The sequence below is a fragment of the Lipingzhangella rawalii genome (assembly GCF_031628175.1).
Classification (GTDB): Bacteria; Actinomycetota; Actinomycetes; order Streptosporangiales; family Streptosporangiaceae; genus Lipingzhangella_A; species Lipingzhangella_A rawalii.
On record NZ_JAVLVT010000001.1, the window covers coordinates 702,523 to 718,800 of the forward strand.

The following is a 16,278-nucleotide window of genomic DNA, read 5'->3' on the forward strand; positions in this document are numbered from 1 at the left end:
GAGGCCACCGGAGTTCAGGTCTTGGTGGCTCCGGCGGTCAGCCCGCCCTCCAGGTGACGTTGGGCGAGGAGGAAGACCAGGGTGGCCGGAATCGCGATCAACACGGCCGCGGCGCTAAGCATCCCCCACTCGGCTCGCCGTTCACCCACGAAATGCTGGAGTCCCACGGCGAGGGTGTAGTTGCTCTCGGTCGTCATGAAGGCGGTGGCGAAGGCGACCTCGCCCCAGGCGGTGATGAACGCGAAGAACGCGACCACAGCCAATCCCGGTTTGGCCAACGGCAGGATCAGCCGCCAGAAGGTCCCGAAGGGACTGAGCCCATCCATCCGTCCGGCCTCGTCGATCTCGACGGGGATGGTGTTGAAGTATCCCCGAAGCATCCAGGCACAGAACGGGACTGCGATGGTCAGATAGGTCAGGGTCAGTCCCAGATGGCTGTTGATCAGCCCAAGACGCAACAGGACGTTATAGATCGGAACGATCAGGATGGCTACCGGGAACATCTGGGTGATCAGCAGCGACCACATGAGGGGGCGCATCCCCGGGAAGCGGAACCGACTGACCGCGTAGCCGGTGGTTGCGGCGACGAAGAGCGCGAACAGGGTTGTTCCACCGGCCACGAGTACGGAGTTGGCGAACCACCGCGGGAACTCCGTGTTGGTCACCACGTGGACATAGTTGGCGAGGGTGGCCTCACCGAGAAACTCGATCTGGGTGCTCTGCCAGGCCTGGCGCGGCTGGAGAGACGTGATCGCGATCCACACGGCGGGCAGAATCGCGATCGCACTCGCCAGCACCAGGGTGGTGTGCAGTGCGACCGACGCGGCCCGGCTCCGGTGCCGACGCCGGCGGGGACGCGCGGCGGTGGTTTCGGCCGTACTTACCATGCTTGTCCTCCCCGCTTCAGTGCCCGCTGGTAGATGACGGCCATGACGAGGAGCAGCCCCAGGATCAGCATGCCGTAGGCCGAGGATGCCCCATAGTCACCGATACCTTCGAAGGCCAGCCGGAAGGCGTAGGTCACCAGAAGCTCGGTACTGTCCCCGGGGCCGCCCCCGCTGACGAGGAAGATCACCGGGAACTGGTTGAAGGTCCAGATGGTCCCGATCAACACGACCGGTGCAGCCACCGCGCTCAGCCCGGGAAGGGTGATGTGTCGGAACTGCTGCCAGGGTGAGGCCCCGTCGACTCGGGCGGCCTCGTACAACTCTCGGGAGATCGACTGAAGTCCCCCCAGAAGCGCCAGCATCATGAAGGGCACACCCAACCACACGTTCACGAGGATCACGGAGACTTTCGCGATCGTGGGGTCGTTGAGCCAGGGAACCGCGGGCAGGCCCAGGTTCGTGAGCGCGGCGTTGAACACGCCGTACTGTCCGTTGAGCAGATAGCGCCAGATGAATGCGCTGACGAAGGGGGGGAGTGCCCAGGGCACGATCATCAATACGCGATACAGGCCGCGCAGGCGAATGTGGCGATTGAGGAGGATCGCCAAGGCCAGGCCGATCCCGAAGTGTGCCGCGACACACACCACGGTCCAGACCACGGTCCACACGAGGCGCGGCCAGAAGTTCCCGATGTCACCAGCGAGGATCTCCAGGTAGTTGGCCGCCCCCACGAACTCGTAGGTGGCCGGGATCTCGTTCTCGCCGATGGTACGGCCGATGTTCTGTTCGGTGGCATTGGTGACCGACAGGTACAGCCCCCGAAGGAACGGGAAACCGATCAGCACGCCCATCACGATGATCACGGGCGAGGTCAGGGCCCAGGCGTACCAGTGGTGTCGGAGGAATCGGCGCAGCGGTCCCATGGGGCCGCGGTGGCCTTGGACGGGCGCGTCCATGGCCACCGCGGATGCACCGCTGGATGGGGGGGTCTCCTCGTCCGCGGGCCTCCCCGCGGCAGCGGTCGATGTTGCGCGCACCGTCACTCCCAGTCCGGAAGAAAGCCCTGGTAGGCCTCGGCGACGTCATCGAGTGCCTCCTGGGGAGTACTTTCCCCGATGAGCGCCTCTTCGTAGGCCTGGTCGAGGGGCTCGAAGAGCTGTCCGGCCTCCGGAATCCAGGGACGCGGTTGTGCCGCCTCCATCACGGGTTCGAAGGCTGAGATGATCTCGTGGTCAGCGACACCGTCCGCCTCGTAGACGGAGGCACGGCTGGGCAGCAGTCCCAGTTCCTCCGAGATCGCCTGCTGGGTGTCGGCCGAGGCCATGAACGCGATGAATTCGTGGGCCGCGTCCAGGTCAGCACTACCCGCGTAGGCGGCGTAGTTGTGGCCACCAACCGGCGCTCCGGCCTCGAGCGCGGCGACTCCCAGGTTGTCGGGGTCGTCCTCGAACTGGGGGCCTCCCATGAGGTCACCGATCGCCCAGGGCCCGTTCAGGATCATTGCCGCATCGCCATCGCGGAAGGCGCCCTGCATGTTGTCGTAGCCCTCGGCGAGATCGGGTTCGACCGCCCCACCGTCGGCGATGAGGTCGAGGACGTCCTCCAACCCGGAGACCGCCGCCGGCTCGTTGACGGTCACCGCCTCGGCCTGGTCGTCGAGCAGGTCGGCACCGTGCGCGTAGAGGAACGGCAGCAGGAAGTACCCCTCGGGATTCAGGTACAGCCCCGTGGCGTCGGTGTCCTCGCTGACCGATATGGCGACCTCGGTGAGTTCGGCCATGGTCTCGGGTGGGTCCTCATAGCCGGCCTCGGCCAGCAGGTCCCGGTTGTACAGGAGTGCCAACGAGTCAGTGACCTGCGGAACTGCGTAGGTGCTTCCGTCGTACTGAGTGCTGCTGTAGGGGCCCTCGAGGAAGTCGTCGGGGTTGTGCAGCGCGGGGGTATCGTCGAGTTCGGCGAGGAGCCCGAGGGAGGCGAACTCCGCCGTCCACGCAACCTCGCTCCGCAGGACGTCGGGCGCGTCCTCCCCGCTCTCCGCGGCGGTCTTGAACATGTCCTGCGTCTCGTCAAAGGGCACCGTCTGATGGTTGACGATGATGTCGTGTTCCTCTTCGAACTCCCGAATCTGTTCCTCGAAGGCGGGAGCCTCGTTCTCGGGGTCGGCGGTGTCCCAGAACGTGATCTCCCTGTCGCCATCGGCGGTGTCGTTGTCGCCGGCACATGCGGTCATGGCCAGGGTTATGCTCGCGACCACACTGCCCGTACGGACCAGGCGCATCTGCTGCTCCTTACTTGGATCGGCCACTGCTTCCCCTCCGCGTTGCCCCCAGCCAGCGGCGGGGTTTCCGCAAAGTTAGCAATGAATTGCAGAGATTGAAACAGTTTGCGCGACGTGGATCACACGGGCGCGACTCCGGAAGCCCACGAAGAGCCGCATACCCAGCCACATCCGATCACTAAAATCGCACGTCACAACTGTGCAACATCCAGGTGACAGCCGAGGTCACCCCCGATTCCACCTCCACGCCTCCAAGTTGGTACGCACCCATACCCACCACCCCCACCCCATCAGCCGCAACATATTGCAGTCGGTTTGCGGGTATGGCGCCGACCCGAGTCCCGACCATGCACCATGCCGGACCGGCGACAATGGAGAGAGCGGCCATTGCGCCCAGCGCATCCGGTGGCCGGGGAAGGAACCCACCCGTGAGTACGAACGAGCCATCACCTCTGCAACTGCGCCTGCGCCTGCTGCTGTGGTCGGCGGCGCTGCCCGGACTGGCTCTCGTCGGGTTGGTTCTGGCGGTGTTCTTCGTGCTCAGCCTCTCCCTGCTGGCGATCTGGTTCGGGCTCCCCCTGCTGATCCTCGCAACCGTGATCATTCGAGGGCTCACCGAAGCCCATCGCGGATGGCTTGCCGAATGGCTCGGAACGCCGATCCCCACCCCCTACCGGCCGCTTCCCCCCACCCGCAACATCCTGACCCGTTCCGCTGCGATCCTGCGCGATCCAGCGACCTGGCGGGATCTGTCCTGGCTGTTCATCAACGCCACCCTCGGTCTGTTGCTGACCCTGCTGCCACTGGCCCTACTGGCCCAGGCCGTGCAGGCGGTACTGATCAACCTGTACTGGCCGGCTCTTCCGGGGGTGCACTGGGTGATGTTCGTCCCGGTACAGGACGCCGCAACCGCGCTGCTGGCCCTGCTGCCCGGCCTCCTGTGCCTGCTGCTGTTTTGGTGGCTGTCCCCCGTCTGTATGCGGGCCTATGCCCGATTGAGTCGATTGCTGTTGGCCCCGACAGAGAACCAACGGCTCGCGGCCCGCGTTCAGCATCTCCACGAGAGTCGAGCCGACACTGTCGACGCTCAAGCCTCCGAGGTACGGCGCATCGAGCGTGACCTCCACGACGGAGCCCAAGCTCGCCTGGTCTCCCTGGGCATGAGCCTCGGCCTGGCTGAGGAAATTTTCGACCACGATCCCGCCACCGCCCAACGGCTCCTGGCCGAGGCCCGAGCCACGACCCAGCAGGCCCTGACCGAGCTGCGGAGTCTCGTGCGGGGCATCCATCCGCCCGTTTTGGTCGAACGGGGACTCCAGGGCGCGATACGGGCCCTGGTGGTATCCCAGGCGATTCCCGTGACCGTCGACATCGACCTGCCCGGCCGCCCACCAGCCCCGGTCGAGTCCGCGGCCTACTTCGCCATCACCGAAGTCCTGACCAATATCACCAAACACGCCGCGGCGGAGCGGGCCTGGGTCCGGGTCAACCACGGTCGGGGACGGCTGGTCATCGTGGTCGGGGACGACGGAGTGGGGGGTGCCGATCGCAGCGGCGGCTCTGGCTTGCGGGGCATCGAACGGAGACTGGACGCCTTCGATGGCACGATAGGGATCGTCAGCCCTGCCGGCGGGCCCACAATCGTAACAATGGAGCTGCCATGCGTGTTGTCATCGCCGAGGACCTCGCTCTCCTCCGGGACGGGTTGATCCGGCTGCTCCAGGCGCACGATCTGTCCGTGGTCGCCGCTGTCGAGACCGGACCGGAGCTGGTCGCGGCAACCCTGGAGCACCGTCCGGAGGTGGCCGTGGTCGACGTGCGCCTACCACCCACCTTCACCGACGAGGGGCTTCAGGCGGCAATGTCGGCGCGCTCGAAGCTTCCCGGCCTCCCGGTCCTCGTGCTGTCCCAACACGTGGAGCCCCTGTATGCCACCGAACTCCTCAGTGACAACACCGGCGGTGTTGGCTACCTACTCAAAGACCGCGTCTTCGACGTCGGCGAATTCGTCTCCGCCGTGCTCCGAGTCGCCGATGGTGGCACCGCCATGGATCCCGAGGTCATAGCGCAACTTCTCAATCGCCGCGGGGAACAGGGGCCGCTGGCCACCCTCACCGCCCGAGAGCGCGAGGTGCTCGCGGAGATGGCAGAAGGCCGCTCCAACAGCGCCATCGCCGAACGGCTCGTGGTCACCGAGAAGGCCGTCAGTAAACACATCAACAGCATCTTCACCAAACTGGAACTACCACCCTCCGCCGACGACAGCCGCCGCGTCCGTGCCGTACTCGCCTATCTGAACCACGAGCATGACTGAGCGAGGTCGTCACCCAACGACATCATCGTGGGTGCGTGCCCACGGTGGCCGGACGGTCGGAGCTTAGTCGGACAGGGGATGCCATCGGTACATGGCACTGATCTCGGCAACGAAATCTCGGGTGACCGCGGCGACGTCCGGGTGTCCTGAGGTGTCCAGATAGCCGTTGTCGACGGTGAACGTCACCGGCAACACCGTGACGTCACGCAGGGCCAGTTCCGGGGCGACCCGCCCGTTGGCCTGGTTGACGATCGACCAGACCTGTGAGCGCAAATCCGGATCCCCAACGAGGGCACGCCAGGAGGTGGCCAGCGGTTTTCCCTGGTCCAGCCGCCACACCTCCAGCTCGTCCACGGAAACCGTGACGAGCACGGCGCGGACCGGCCACCCCTCGTCGAGGATCACCGCATGACCGATGAGGGGATGTGCCTGGATCAGGGACACCAGGAGCCGATTCGCCTCCTGCGTCGAGGTGGGTCCCCCCGGCGGCGCAGTGTCCGGGCGCGGGGCAGGTGTCTCCTGCACGCTCGGATCCGCCCACTCCCAAGTGCCCCCCTCATTCCCCGAGCGTGGTGTCTCGGCCGGCTGCGCATCTGGATCCGGGGTGAATGCGGCCGCCCCCCCAACGGTCTCCTGGGCCGCGGTCAGCACCTCCAGCCCCGGGATCTGTGGAGTCTGCCCGGTCGAGATCCCCACGCCGGCCAGGAAATTGTCCAACCAGTCCGGCAACGGACCGATGCTCAACGCGGCGGCAACCTCCCCGCCCGCCCCCTCCCGGATCTTGGCGTACATCCACTCGTTCATCGCACGGCGCATCCGAAGCCAGCGTCCGGGCCGGTCCGTGGCTCCGAAGCGCCCGGCGATCTCGGCGGCGGCCTCGAAGGTGTGCAGGGTCTCGGCTCCGGACCGCTGGGCGCGCTCCCGCGCTCCCCGGTAGATCTCCTGAAGCTCGGCGGGCAGACCGAGCAACAGCGTGGGCCGGAACTGTTGCCAGTGATGCTGGAGGGTTCGCGCTCCCCCACCGTCGGGATGGCCCGGCTCCAGTGCGACCACCCCGGTGTACACCTGCCTGAGCACACATGCCAGCAGGAGAACCTGGATGGAGGGATGCCACAGGGGCAGGTGTACCACAGCCGCGGGACCGCGGCCGGGGGTGTCCGCGTCGAGTGCGAGCAGCGGATCGAGATACTCGCTGGCAACGTGGCCGGCCTCGGCCAGGAGCTCACCATGGGTGCGAACCTGTCCCGGATCATGTTCCTTATAGGTGATGGTCGCGGGATGTTCGGAATGGGTCTGGGTCTTGCGTTGATAGACCGCGCTGGACTCCATGTAGGTTCCCAGGCGGCTGATGGCGGTGAGACCGTCCTGGTCCAGCCGCCACACCCGCCCCAGATCCGGGATCGTGTCCCGGCATTCGGTGGCGATACGCGCGTGCTCGTCTCCCTCGACGAGCACCGCCGCCGGCCGGCAGTGCCGCAGGACGTCGCGCACCCGGGTCGTGGCCGATGCCGGATCCAGGGGGACCGCAACCGCCCCCAGAGTCCACAGTGCGAAGGAAACCAACACCCACTCGTGACGGTTACCGAGGATGAGACCGACCCGGTCCCCCACCCCGATCCCAGCCGCGATAAACCCTTTAGCCAGGCTACTGACCTCGGAGCGCAGCTCTGTGGCGGTTATCGGCTGCCACTGTCCGTCGCCGGGCCGACCCAACAGTCGCCCCTCCGGGCTCACCTCGGCGCTGTCGTAGACGAGGTCGGCAAGGACCGTGGCGGGACGGCCCGAACCATCCACGGTGACATCCGTGGAGCCAGCGCGCATCTGTCACCCCATCTCTGTGTTTCCCCGCATACTCTGCCCGGACACGGAACATTGAGCAATGGGGCGCGACAGACCGTATGCGGCCGCCGGGCGGGGGCGCCAGCGACCCGCTCAGGGAGTGACTCGACGCAGCCCCAGACACAGCATCCCGGCCCCCAGTCCGGCGCCGAGCATCACCGCACTCATGCTGGTAAGGGTGGCCTCGCCGGTGGACGTCAGCCCCGCCAGAGCCGACACGCTGCCACCCAGCGCAAACTGCATCGACCCGATCAGCGCGGAGGCGGTCCCCGCCACGGAGGGTTCCTGGCTGGCGATCGCGAGACTGGTGGCGTTGGGAAGCACAAACCCGACACTGAGCATCAGCAGGAACAACAGAACGGTCAGACCCACCAGCGACGTGTGGCCGGTTGCGGCCAGCAGCATTTGGGTTGATACCAACAGGACGGCTGCCGCCAGCCCACACACGAGCCTGCGGCGGATCCCGACCCGTCCGATCAACAGGGCGTTGACCTGAGTACCACTGATGAGGCCCACGGTGTTGACTGCGAACACCAGGCTGAACTGCTGGGCGGTGGCACCCAATTGGCTCTGGGCAACGAAGGAGAAACTTGCGATATAGGTGAACATCATGCCGAAACTGAGGCTGAGGATCAGGGTCGGCAGGATGAACGCGGGGGTACGTAGCATCCCCGTGAAGGTGCGCAGCAGCATCCCTGGGGTGCGCGGACGGCGCCGCGACGCCGGAAGACTCTCCGGAAGGAGGGTGTAGACCAGCACCACGCTGATCGTGCTCACCACCGCGAGCAGGACGAAACCCAGCTGCCAGGGCCCCACCAGCAACAGCTGGCCGCCGATGATCGGGCCGACCATGGGAGCGATCCCCATCACGAGGATGAGCCGAGACAGGATCCGGGTGACCTCGTCTCCCGCAAACAGGTCACGGACGATGGCACGTGAGATGACGGCACCGGCCGCGCCGGCGACGCCCTGCACGAAACGTACGGCGACGAAGGCCTCGACCGTTGGTACGACGGTGCACAGGAGGGAGGCCACGGTGAACACCGACATTCCGATCAGCAGCGGCCGGCGGCGCCCCCAGGCGTCGCTCATGGGGCCAATGGCGAGCTGCCCCACGGCCAGTCCCACCATGATCGCGGTCAGGGTCAGCTGGACCCGCGCCTCGGTCGTCGCCAGATCGTCGGCAATGGCAGGCATGGCGGGTAGGTAGAGGTCGGTTGCCAGCGGCCCGGTCGCGGCCAGCACTCCCAGCACGAACACCAGCAGCACGACAAAGCGGCGCGGATAGGCCGCGCTGGGGGGAGTATCAGAGCCCAGCGACGACGCGGACGTGGCGGGAGTACTCGCAGCCGCGGGCGACGGGGACGGCACGGTGACACCTCGATCCGTGGGAGGAGTGATCAGGGGTCGATCGGTGGCTGGAATCAGCTTCCGGGTGCACTAACGCCCCATCTCGGTTGGTTCATCCCATCTCCGTCGCAGTGTGGCGTGCACCACGGCCCGAACGGGGGGGCACAGAAAAATTCTTGCTCCGTTCCCTCGCCTCGACTAAATTCGCCGCGCTATGTGTGCCTTCATGATGATCGAGACTGACGTGCGCGGCGCGGCCGACGTCGCCCGGCACGTCCGGTTCGCCCGGCTCCGGGATGACGCTGTGCCCTGGACGTTCCGGGCGGACGCTGCACCTGATCCCCGATAAGCGGGGTTTGCGTCGACCATCGGACGTGATGTGTGCGTCCCGCAACGGTGCCCCCGTCGCAGGACCACACCCTGTTGGCCCGGCATCCCACCCGTAGCGCGGGTGGTCGATCGGTGCCGGCGCCTGCGGTTGGGCTGCGCTGGGACGCGTCCAGAGCTTCGGTGCCCATGGACCGCTGGGGACCGGTGGACGTCCTTGTTGACTCCCCGGTCCCCCACTCCTGCCCGACACCGGCGGCGTCGGGAGGGGAGAAACCGAGGACAACACACATGTCTCGATCCACATCATCACGCATGTCCCAGCCCGCGCGGCGGGCACTGTCCCAGAACTTTCTGGTGGATTCCCGGGTCGCACACGCCGTCGTGCGCACGGCCGGTGACCAGCTGGATCTCCCCACGCTGGAGATCGGCGCGGGAACCGGGGCGTTGACCCGGCTGCTGGCACCCCGCTGCCGGAAGCTCACGCTCCATGAGCGAGATCCCGAGTTGGTGGCGCAGCTACGGCGGCGCTTCGCGCAATATCCCCGGGTGCGCTGCGTCCAAGGCGACTTCCTCCGGACGCAGGCTCCCCGAACCCCGTTCACAGTGGTGGGTAACATCCCGTACGCCCGCACCTCCGCCATCGTCAACTGGTGTCTGGAAGCCAATGAGCTGCGCTCGGCCACACTGGTCACGCAGCTGGAGTATGCGCGCAAACGCACCGGTGAGTTCGGGACCTGGACCCGGGTCACGGTGCTGAGCTGGCCCGAGTTCGAATGGCGTCTGGTGCGGCGGGTCCCCCGCCACAGTTTCCGCCCCGTGCCCCGGGTGGACTCGGCGATACTCCAGATCCGGCGTCGATCGCAGCCACTGGTGGAACCACGATCACTCCCGGGCTACCGACAACTGGTCCGACTCGGGTTCTCGGGCAGGGGCGGAGGCATCGGACCGTCGCTCCGCCAGCAACTCCCCAGAAACCCGCTCCATCGCGCCCTCGCTGGCGCCGGGGTCGAGCCGACAACCCCGGTGGGGCTCGTTGCACCACAGCAGTGGCAGACGGTGTTCCACATGCTGCGCACTGGGGGGCATCTCTAGTGCATCCGTAGTACATCCGCCGGCCGGGGGATACCTTCCCCCGGCCGCTATCCTCGACAGTGCCCGTCTCCACTGTCGAACTTCGGAGTGCGCATTGACCGCCCCACCGGACAGCACCACACCCGAGGTGCAGCTGAGTTCCCCCTGCAACTTCCGTGATCTTGGTGGACACCTCACGGCCACCGGCACGGTTCGCACCGGCCGGGTGTACCGCAGTGACGACGTTGCGACCACCACTCCGGAGTTCGCGACATCCATGCTCGATGAACACGGTGTCGGGCACGTCATTGACCTCCGTTCGGCCAACGAGGTGGCCTTCACCGGGCGCGGGCCACTGGCCAGCCTTCCGGTGACCTACCACCATCTCCCCCTCATCGACCGCTATACCCCACGTCTGGAACGCCCCCCGGCCACCGCCGAGGAGATGGGACGCGGCTATGTGCACATGGTGGAGAACGCGGCATCCCGTCTGGCGATGGCCCTCCAGTTGGTGGCCGCCGCAGACCGAGCGGTGGTGTTCCACTGCGCGGCGGGCAAGGACCGCACCGGCGTGCTCGCGGCTCTCCTCCTCAGCGTCCTCGAGGTCGACCCGGTGGATATCGTTGCCGACTACACCCGCACCGACGAGGTCATGCCCCAGGTCAACACCCGACTGGCCCCACTCATCGCCGCGGCCCACGCCAATGGACGCTCCGAGCCACTGGCCGACGATCACCCACTCCTCCGGGCGCCGGCCGTATCCATGACCGAGTTCCTCCAGGTCATGACCGAACGGCATGGTCATCCGCTGTCGCCGCTGCGCGCGGCCGGGCTGACGTTCGACATCGAACAGCGACTTCGGGAACGGCTCGTGGCCGAAGGCTAGACACTCCATGGGTGACGGGGACCGCGTCGAAGGTTTCGCTGTGGGTATGCCGTGACCAGGACCGGGATCGGGGCTGTGCTCCTCGATCCCGCGGAGTGCTCCGCGCGTTGCGCCGGAGTTCAGGTCACCAGCCACGACGCAGTAGGGGGAGGACCGTCATGGCATCCACCGCGCCCGAGAACGACCCACGCCAGGACGAACCCGAAGTGGGCCCACCCGCCGATCATGCGGTCGGCATCCCCGCCATTGTGGAGAGCATGCGGGTGACCGGGCAACAGTCCGGTATGCGGCGCGGGCTCCCCACCCTGGTGGATGTCAATCAACGCTCGGGCTTCGACTGTCCGGGATGCGCCTGGCCCGAGCCCGACCACCGCCATCCCGCGGAGTTCTGCGAGAACGGAGCCAAGGCAGTAGCGGAGGAGGCCACGCGGCGCGCGGTTGACCCGGACTTCTTCGCCCAGCACTCGGTCTCGGATCTCGCCGGGCGCTCCGGATACTGGCTGGGCCAGCAGGGGCGCCTCACCCAGCCCATGCTGCTGGACCGTGCGGCCAGTCACTACACCCCCATCACCTGGGACGAGGCCTTCGATCTTCTCGCCTCCGAGCTGAGGCAGCTCCCCAGCCCCGACCGGGCGGTGTTCTACACCTCGGGGCGCACGAGCAACGAGGCCGCGTTCCTGTACCAGCTCTTCGCGCGACAGTTCGGGACGAACAACCTTCCCGACTGCTCGAACATGTGCCACGAGTCCTCCGGTGAGGCCCTCGGCGAAACCCTGGGCATCGGCAAGGGCAGCGTGCTGTTGGAGGACATCTACCAGGCAGACGTGATCATCGTTGCCGGGCAGAATCCCGGAACCAACCACCCACGGATGCTGACCGCGCTGGAACGTGCGAAACGCTCCGGTTCGCGGATCATCACGGTGAACCCGTTGCCGGAGACAGGAATGCGTCGGTTCAAGAATCCACAGACCGCGCGCGGAATCGTGGGCCGGGGAACCCGGCTGACCGATCTGTTCCTCCAGATCCGGCTGGGCGGCGACTTGGGGCTGTTCCAAGCCCTTAACCGCCTGCTGCTCCAGGTGGACGAGCACGATCCCGGTGCCGAGGCGGTGGACCGGGAGTTCGTCGAGCGCTACACCCACGGCTTCGAGGACCTCCGGGCGGCCCTCCTGGAATCCGGGGAGGAGGAGTTCTGGGGCCAGGTGCAGCGAGCCACCGGTCTGGAACGCCAGGAGATCGAGGAAGCACTGGCGATGCTGCTCACATCCCGTCGAATCGTGGTGTGCTGGGCGATGGGACTGACCCAGCACCAACACGCCGTGCCCACGATCCGCGAGATCGTGAACTTCCTGCTGCTGCGCGGTGCAATCGGGCGTCCCGGTGCCGGGGTGTGTCCGGTACGGGGCCACAGCAACGTCCAGGGCGACCGCACCATGGGTATCTACGAACGCCCGGACCCGGCCTTTCTGGATGCGCTGGCCACCGAGTTCGGTTTCGCCCCGCCCCGGGAACCGGGTTTGGACACGGTCAACGCGATCCGCGCCATGCGTGACGGACGGGTCGGGGTGTTCATGGCGATGGGCGGCAACTTCGTCTCCGCGACGCCGGACACCGACACGACCGAGGCTGCGATGCGCCGGTGTGGACTGACGGTCCACGTGTCCACGAAGCTGAATCGTTCGCACGTGGTCACCGGGGCGCGGGCTCTGATCCTGCCGGCGCGGGCCCGCAGTGACCACGATGTGCAGGACGGGCGCGAGCAGTTCGTCACGGTGGAGGATTCGATGGGCATGGTGCACGCTTCCCGTGGCAGCGTGCCACCGCTGTCGGCGCAGATGCGCTCCGAGGTGGATATCATCACCAATCTCGCCCGGCGGGTCCTGGGGCCGGACAACCCGGTTCCCTGGGAACGGATGCGTTCGGACTACGACACGATCCGGGACCGGATCGAAGGGGTGGTTCCGGGGTTCACGAACTTCAACGCGCGGGTTCGCGAACCCGGCGGATTCGCCCTACCGCACGCACCCCGCGACAGCCGCACCTTCCCCACCGCCACCGGACGCGCCCACTTCACCGCCAATACTCTCACCGCACCGGAGGTGCCCTCGGGGCATCTGCTGTTGCAGACTCTGCGCTCGCACGACCAGTACAACACCACCATCTACGGTCTTGACGACCGCTACCGCGGTGTGCACAACGGCCGGCGGGTCGTGTTCGTCAACCCGACTGATGCCGAGGAGCTGGGTGTCGCGGATGGGGACTACGTCGATCTGGTCAGCGCGTGGTCGGATGCGCGTGAACGCCGGGCCCCGCACTTTCGGGTGGTGTCCTATCCGACGGCTCGCGGTTGTGCCGCTGCCTACTATCCCGAAACGAACGTGCTGGTCCCCCTGGACTCGACGGCCGAGGCGAGCAACACGCCGACCTCCAAGTCGATCGTGGTGCGTCTCGAACCGGACAGCGGGGACTACCAGCCGTTCTGACCGCGGGCGTCGCGCTCGCACATCCGGCCGGGATGCGTGGGCGCCCTGGCCGGTGCCGTCCAGAGGACCACCAGGTCCAGTGCACACACCGCCCGGTCCGTGCTCGCCAGGACCGCGTGCACCATGGGCAGCATCGCGACGGTTCCGGTGATGTGGAGCGTGGTGGCGTCCGTCTCCGAGACGCGCACCGAGAACACCGGCTGTATGGCGGTCAGCTGGCGGCGGTGCCGCGGCTCCAGGGGGGCGGTGAGGTGGAGGGTGAGCTGGTGCGTGGCCCGAGGTGTGGCCCGCCGTTCCTGGGACGTGGTGCTCGCCAGGCTGGGTTCCGTTGCCCTCACCTACCGACTCCAGGGACGAAGTGGGATGGTACGCACGACCAGCCAGGTGACCGCCACACAGCCCACGACGGCCGCGACTGCCGCCGGCACGGCCTGAGGCAGCGAGACGGGTTCCGACCCGAGCACGTGTATGTGGACCGTCCACAGCAGCGCCGCTGCCACGGGCAACACCCCAAGGGCACAGCGGTGGCTGCGGTAGAAGCCCGCACCGACGAGCCCCCCGACCGCGATCCAGACGGGAACCGTGAGCGTGTAGCCGACGAAGATCGCCCAGAACTGGTCCGGGGCCGTGTAGAACCCGGTGGCGGCTGGTGTGTGTGGTGCCTCAAGGGCCCCGTACAGCACCCCCTCGAGCCAGTACCCTCCGACGATGAGCACCCCCGTGGCGGGGCCGACACTCAGCAGTGCGAGCGTGTACAGAATCGTGAACTCTCGCCGGGTTCGACCGTGGCTGAGCAACTGCGGCATGGTCACCGTGGTGCAGTACACCCCCAGCCCCAGCAGGAACCAGAGCACGATCTGGATCAGGCTGGACCAGCCGCTCTCGGAGAGGGGCCCGACGAAAAGGTGTACGCCCACGGCCAGGGCCAGGGCGAGCGCGAGGCCACCAGCAGTGAAGAACAGCGCGCCGAGGATGTAGTCAAGTACGACACGACGGGCGGCCCGCAGGGTACTTCGGTCGATAGTTGTGGACGTCACTGGTCTGCTCCCGCGGTGAGGTGAACGAACAGGTCCTGAAGCGGCACAGCATCCACGTCCAGCCCCGCGGCCGCCGCGCGGTCCCGGTCGGTGGGGCCCAGCTCGCCGTAGACCACCGCGGAGGTGGTGCGGCCCAGGTGCTGCTGGCGGAGGACGGTCCGGTCGGCGACGAACTCCGCCACCGCGCCGTGTTCCCCGGTGATCGCGGCACCGCGTCCACGTAGGGCCTCGGCATCCTCGTGCAACAGCAGGCGGCCGTGGTCGAGGAGGATCACCGATTCCAGTAGCCGACTCACCTCGTCAACGAGATGGGAGGAGACGATCACCGTGCGCGGATGTTCCATGTAGTCGGTGAGAAGTTCGTCGTAGAAGGCGTAGCGGCTGGGAGCGTCCATTCCGAGGTAGGACTCGTCGAAGATCGTGACGGGCGCGCGAGCAGCGAGCCCCAGGACCACGCCCACCGCGGAACGCTGCCCCGTAGACAGTTCGGTCAGGCGCTGGCGCGGGTCGAGCTGGAAGCGATCCACCAGTGCCTGGGCATAGTCGTCATCCCAGTTGGGTCGTAGGTCTGCGGCGAGCCGCAGCGCGTGCCGGACCCGGTTGGTCGGCCAGTCGTGGTCGACAGAGTCACCGCTGCCCCGGATGAGGCACAGCCTGCGCAGTGCGGTGGCGTTCTCGAAGACGGGCTGGCCGTCCAGCTCGACGCTACCGGCACTGGCCTGGCGAAACCCTGCTATTACGGACAACAGGCTGGTCTTTCCGGAGCCGTTGCGGCCGACCAGGCCGTGGATCCGTGGCCCGTTCACGGTGAGGGTGATGCCATCGAGAGCCGTGGTGCGTCCATAGCTCAGGTGCAGGTCGGAGATAGTGATGGTGGGAGTCACGGTCGGTCTCCATCGCGATGGTGCTCGATACGCGTGATGATCTGCTCAAGGGGGATGTCGAGGCTGCGGGCCCGCTCCACCATCGGATCCACGACGTCTGTGAAGAAGCGCTCACGGTGCCGGGCGCGCAGCTGCTCTCGGGCATCGGGGCTGACGAACATGCCACGACCCCGTTGCTTGTACAGCACCCCCTCCTCTACGAGCTCGGCGAACGCCTTGGCGGCCGTGGCGGGATTGATCCGGTAGAAGGCGGCGTACTGGTTGGTGGACATCACCTGTTCGTTGGCGCGCAGCGTCCCGTTGAGTACCTCGGAGCGGATCGTGTCCGCGATCTGTCGGTAGATGGGGCTGCGCTCATCAAACATGAGCACCTCTTTAGTAGACTGGTTCATTACTTACCTAATGAACCATAGCTGTTGGGGAACCTCGTGTCGAGTCCCCGTGCCCCTGCCCCTGCTGTCCCGCGATGCGAGTTACGCCGCCTACTGCGGGGACGTTCGTTACTACCGACTTCTCTCGGGAGGGGCGCGATTCATGGTGGACGAGCCACTACGCGTCGACGTCCTACGCCAGCAGACCGCCGACGAGCACCGGGTAGCGCTGGCTCCTGAGCACGTTCCCAACCTGGTTCACTCCGGGATGCAGGTCCTCGTGCCCACAGGTGCGGGCCGTGGTGCCTCGTTCCCGGACACCGACTACACGGCGACCGGGGCCAAGAGCGTCGACGACGAGACCATCACCGCGCAGGCCACCGTCCTGGTTACCGTGCAGCGGCCCTCGAGTACCTACTGCGGGAGCTGACGTGGGGCACCACGGTGGTCGGACTGCTCCAGCCCCGTGCCTCTGCCCACCTCGTGCAGGATCTGGCCACGGCGGTCACATCCCTGGTTGCCTCAACCGTTCATTGGAGTGTCAGTGT

General features: G+C 66.9%; 15 protein-coding genes. 6 read left to right on the forward strand and 9 right to left on the reverse strand.

Annotated elements, in window-relative coordinates:
* Positions 1–14: 14 nt before the first annotated feature.
* The 3 genes from RIF23_RS03135 to RIF23_RS03145 are packed head-to-tail and all read right to left on the reverse strand — an operon-like array spanning position 15 to position 3,192.
* Complete coding sequence (locus tag RIF23_RS03135; protein ID WP_310910778.1) at positions 15–887, reverse strand: sugar ABC transporter permease; 873 nt, start codon at positions 885–887, stop codon at positions 15–17.
* Positions 881–1,924, reverse strand: coding sequence for a carbohydrate ABC transporter permease (locus RIF23_RS03140; protein ID WP_310910779.1), 1,044 nt, complete (start codon positions 1,922–1,924; stop codon positions 881–883). Before RIF23_RS03140 ends, RIF23_RS03135 begins: the two co-directional genes overlap by 7 nt.
* Before the next feature lie 2 nt (positions 1,925–1,926).
* On the reverse strand, positions 1,927–3,192 hold the full coding sequence (locus tag RIF23_RS03145; protein ID WP_310910780.1) for an extracellular solute-binding protein: 1,266 nt from the start codon (positions 3,190–3,192) through the stop codon (positions 1,927–1,929).
* 401 nt (positions 3,193–3,593) lie between these two features.
* On the opposite strand from RIF23_RS03145, the gene RIF23_RS03150 reads away from it, so the two are divergent.
* Entirely contained in the window at positions 3,594–4,874 is a 1,281-nt protein-coding gene (locus tag RIF23_RS03150; RefSeq protein WP_310910781.1) for a sensor histidine kinase, read from the forward strand.
* Positions 4,826–5,479, forward strand: coding sequence for a response regulator transcription factor (locus RIF23_RS03155; protein WP_310910782.1), 654 nt, complete (start codon positions 4,826–4,828; stop codon positions 5,477–5,479). Before RIF23_RS03150 ends, RIF23_RS03155 begins: the two co-directional genes overlap by 49 nt.
* Before the next feature lie 63 nt (positions 5,480–5,542).
* On the opposite strand, the gene RIF23_RS03160 is transcribed toward RIF23_RS03155, so the two are convergent.
* Entirely contained in the window at positions 5,543–7,300 is a 1,758-nt protein-coding gene (locus tag RIF23_RS03160; RefSeq protein ID WP_310910783.1) for an AMP-binding protein, read from the reverse strand.
* Positions 7,301–7,411: 111 nt separating this feature from the next.
* Positions 7,412–8,689, reverse strand: coding sequence for a multidrug effflux MFS transporter (locus tag RIF23_RS03165; RefSeq protein ID WP_310910784.1), 1,278 nt, complete (start codon positions 8,687–8,689; stop codon positions 7,412–7,414).
* Positions 8,690–9,310: 621 nt separating this feature from the next.
* Between RIF23_RS03165 and erm the strand changes: the two genes are divergently transcribed.
* The 3 genes from erm (at position 9,311) to RIF23_RS03180 (ending at position 13,438) form a co-directional block, all read left to right on the forward strand.
* On the forward strand, positions 9,311–10,090 hold the full coding sequence (gene erm, locus RIF23_RS03170) for an ErmE/ErmH/ErmO/ErmR family 23S rRNA (adenine(2058)-N(6))-methyltransferase (RefSeq protein ID WP_407659387.1): 780 nt from the start codon (positions 9,311–9,313) through the stop codon (positions 10,088–10,090).
* A 94-nt stretch (positions 10,091–10,184) separates the two neighbouring features.
* Entirely contained in the window at positions 10,185–10,955 is a 771-nt protein-coding gene (locus RIF23_RS03175) for a tyrosine-protein phosphatase (protein ID WP_310910786.1), read from the forward strand.
* Positions 10,956–11,113: 158 nt separating this feature from the next.
* On the forward strand, positions 11,114–13,438 hold the full coding sequence (locus RIF23_RS03180; protein WP_310910787.1) for an FdhF/YdeP family oxidoreductase: 2,325 nt from the start codon (positions 11,114–11,116) through the stop codon (positions 13,436–13,438).
* Here the strand turns inward: RIF23_RS03180 and RIF23_RS03185 are convergent.
* From RIF23_RS03185 to RIF23_RS03200, 4 genes are read right to left on the reverse strand one after another with little or no spacing between them, the layout of a single operon-like run.
* Positions 13,423–13,776 (reverse strand): hypothetical protein, encoded by a 354-nt coding sequence (locus RIF23_RS03185; RefSeq protein WP_310910788.1) that lies wholly within the window; start codon positions 13,774–13,776, stop codon positions 13,423–13,425. The genes RIF23_RS03180 and RIF23_RS03185 overlap by 16 nt on opposite strands.
* The gene (locus RIF23_RS03190) at positions 13,777–14,475 is read right to left on the reverse strand and encodes a hypothetical protein (RefSeq protein WP_310910789.1); all 699 of its coding nucleotides are present in this window, start codon (positions 14,473–14,475) and stop codon (positions 13,777–13,779) included. It lies immediately after the preceding gene.
* Positions 14,472–15,359: an ABC transporter ATP-binding protein gene (locus RIF23_RS03195; RefSeq protein WP_310910790.1), complete on the reverse strand. Its 888-nt coding sequence runs from the start codon at positions 15,357–15,359 to the stop codon at positions 14,472–14,474. Before RIF23_RS03195 ends, RIF23_RS03190 begins: the two co-directional genes overlap by 4 nt.
* Positions 15,356–15,724 carry a GntR family transcriptional regulator gene (locus RIF23_RS03200; RefSeq protein ID WP_310910791.1) on the reverse strand — a complete coding sequence of 123 codons (369 nt, stop codon included), beginning with the start codon at positions 15,722–15,724 and terminating at the stop codon, positions 15,356–15,358. The genes RIF23_RS03195 and RIF23_RS03200 overlap by 4 nt, the downstream gene beginning before the upstream one ends.
* A 76-nt stretch (positions 15,725–15,800) precedes the next feature.
* Between RIF23_RS03200 and RIF23_RS03205 the strand changes: the two genes are divergently transcribed.
* Positions 15,801–16,160 carry a Rossmann-fold NAD(P)-binding domain-containing protein gene (locus RIF23_RS03205; protein ID WP_310910792.1) on the forward strand — a complete coding sequence of 120 codons (360 nt, stop codon included), beginning with the start codon at positions 15,801–15,803 and terminating at the stop codon, positions 16,158–16,160.
* Positions 16,161–16,278 lie beyond the last annotated feature (118 nt).

Coding starts and splice junctions, on each gene's coding strand:
- RIF23_RS03135 (WP_310910778.1), bottom strand. CDS start 887: ATGGTAAGTACGGCCGAAACCACCGCCGCGCGTCCCCGCCGGCGTCGG.
- RIF23_RS03155 (WP_310910782.1), top strand. CDS start 4,826: ATGCGTGTTGTCATCGCCGAGGACCTCGCTCTCCTCCGGGACGGGTTG.
- RIF23_RS03160 (WP_310910783.1), bottom strand. CDS start 7,300: ATGCGCGCTGGCTCCACGGATGTCACCGTGGATGGTTCGGGCCGTCCC.
- erm (WP_407659387.1), top strand. CDS start 9,311: ATGTCCCAGCCCGCGCGGCGGGCACTGTCCCAGAACTTTCTGGTGGAT.
- RIF23_RS03180 (WP_310910787.1), top strand. CDS start 11,114: ATGGCATCCACCGCGCCCGAGAACGACCCACGCCAGGACGAACCCGAA.
- RIF23_RS03200 (WP_310910791.1), bottom strand. CDS start 15,724: ATGTTTGATGAGCGCAGCCCCATCTACCGACAGATCGCGGACACGATC.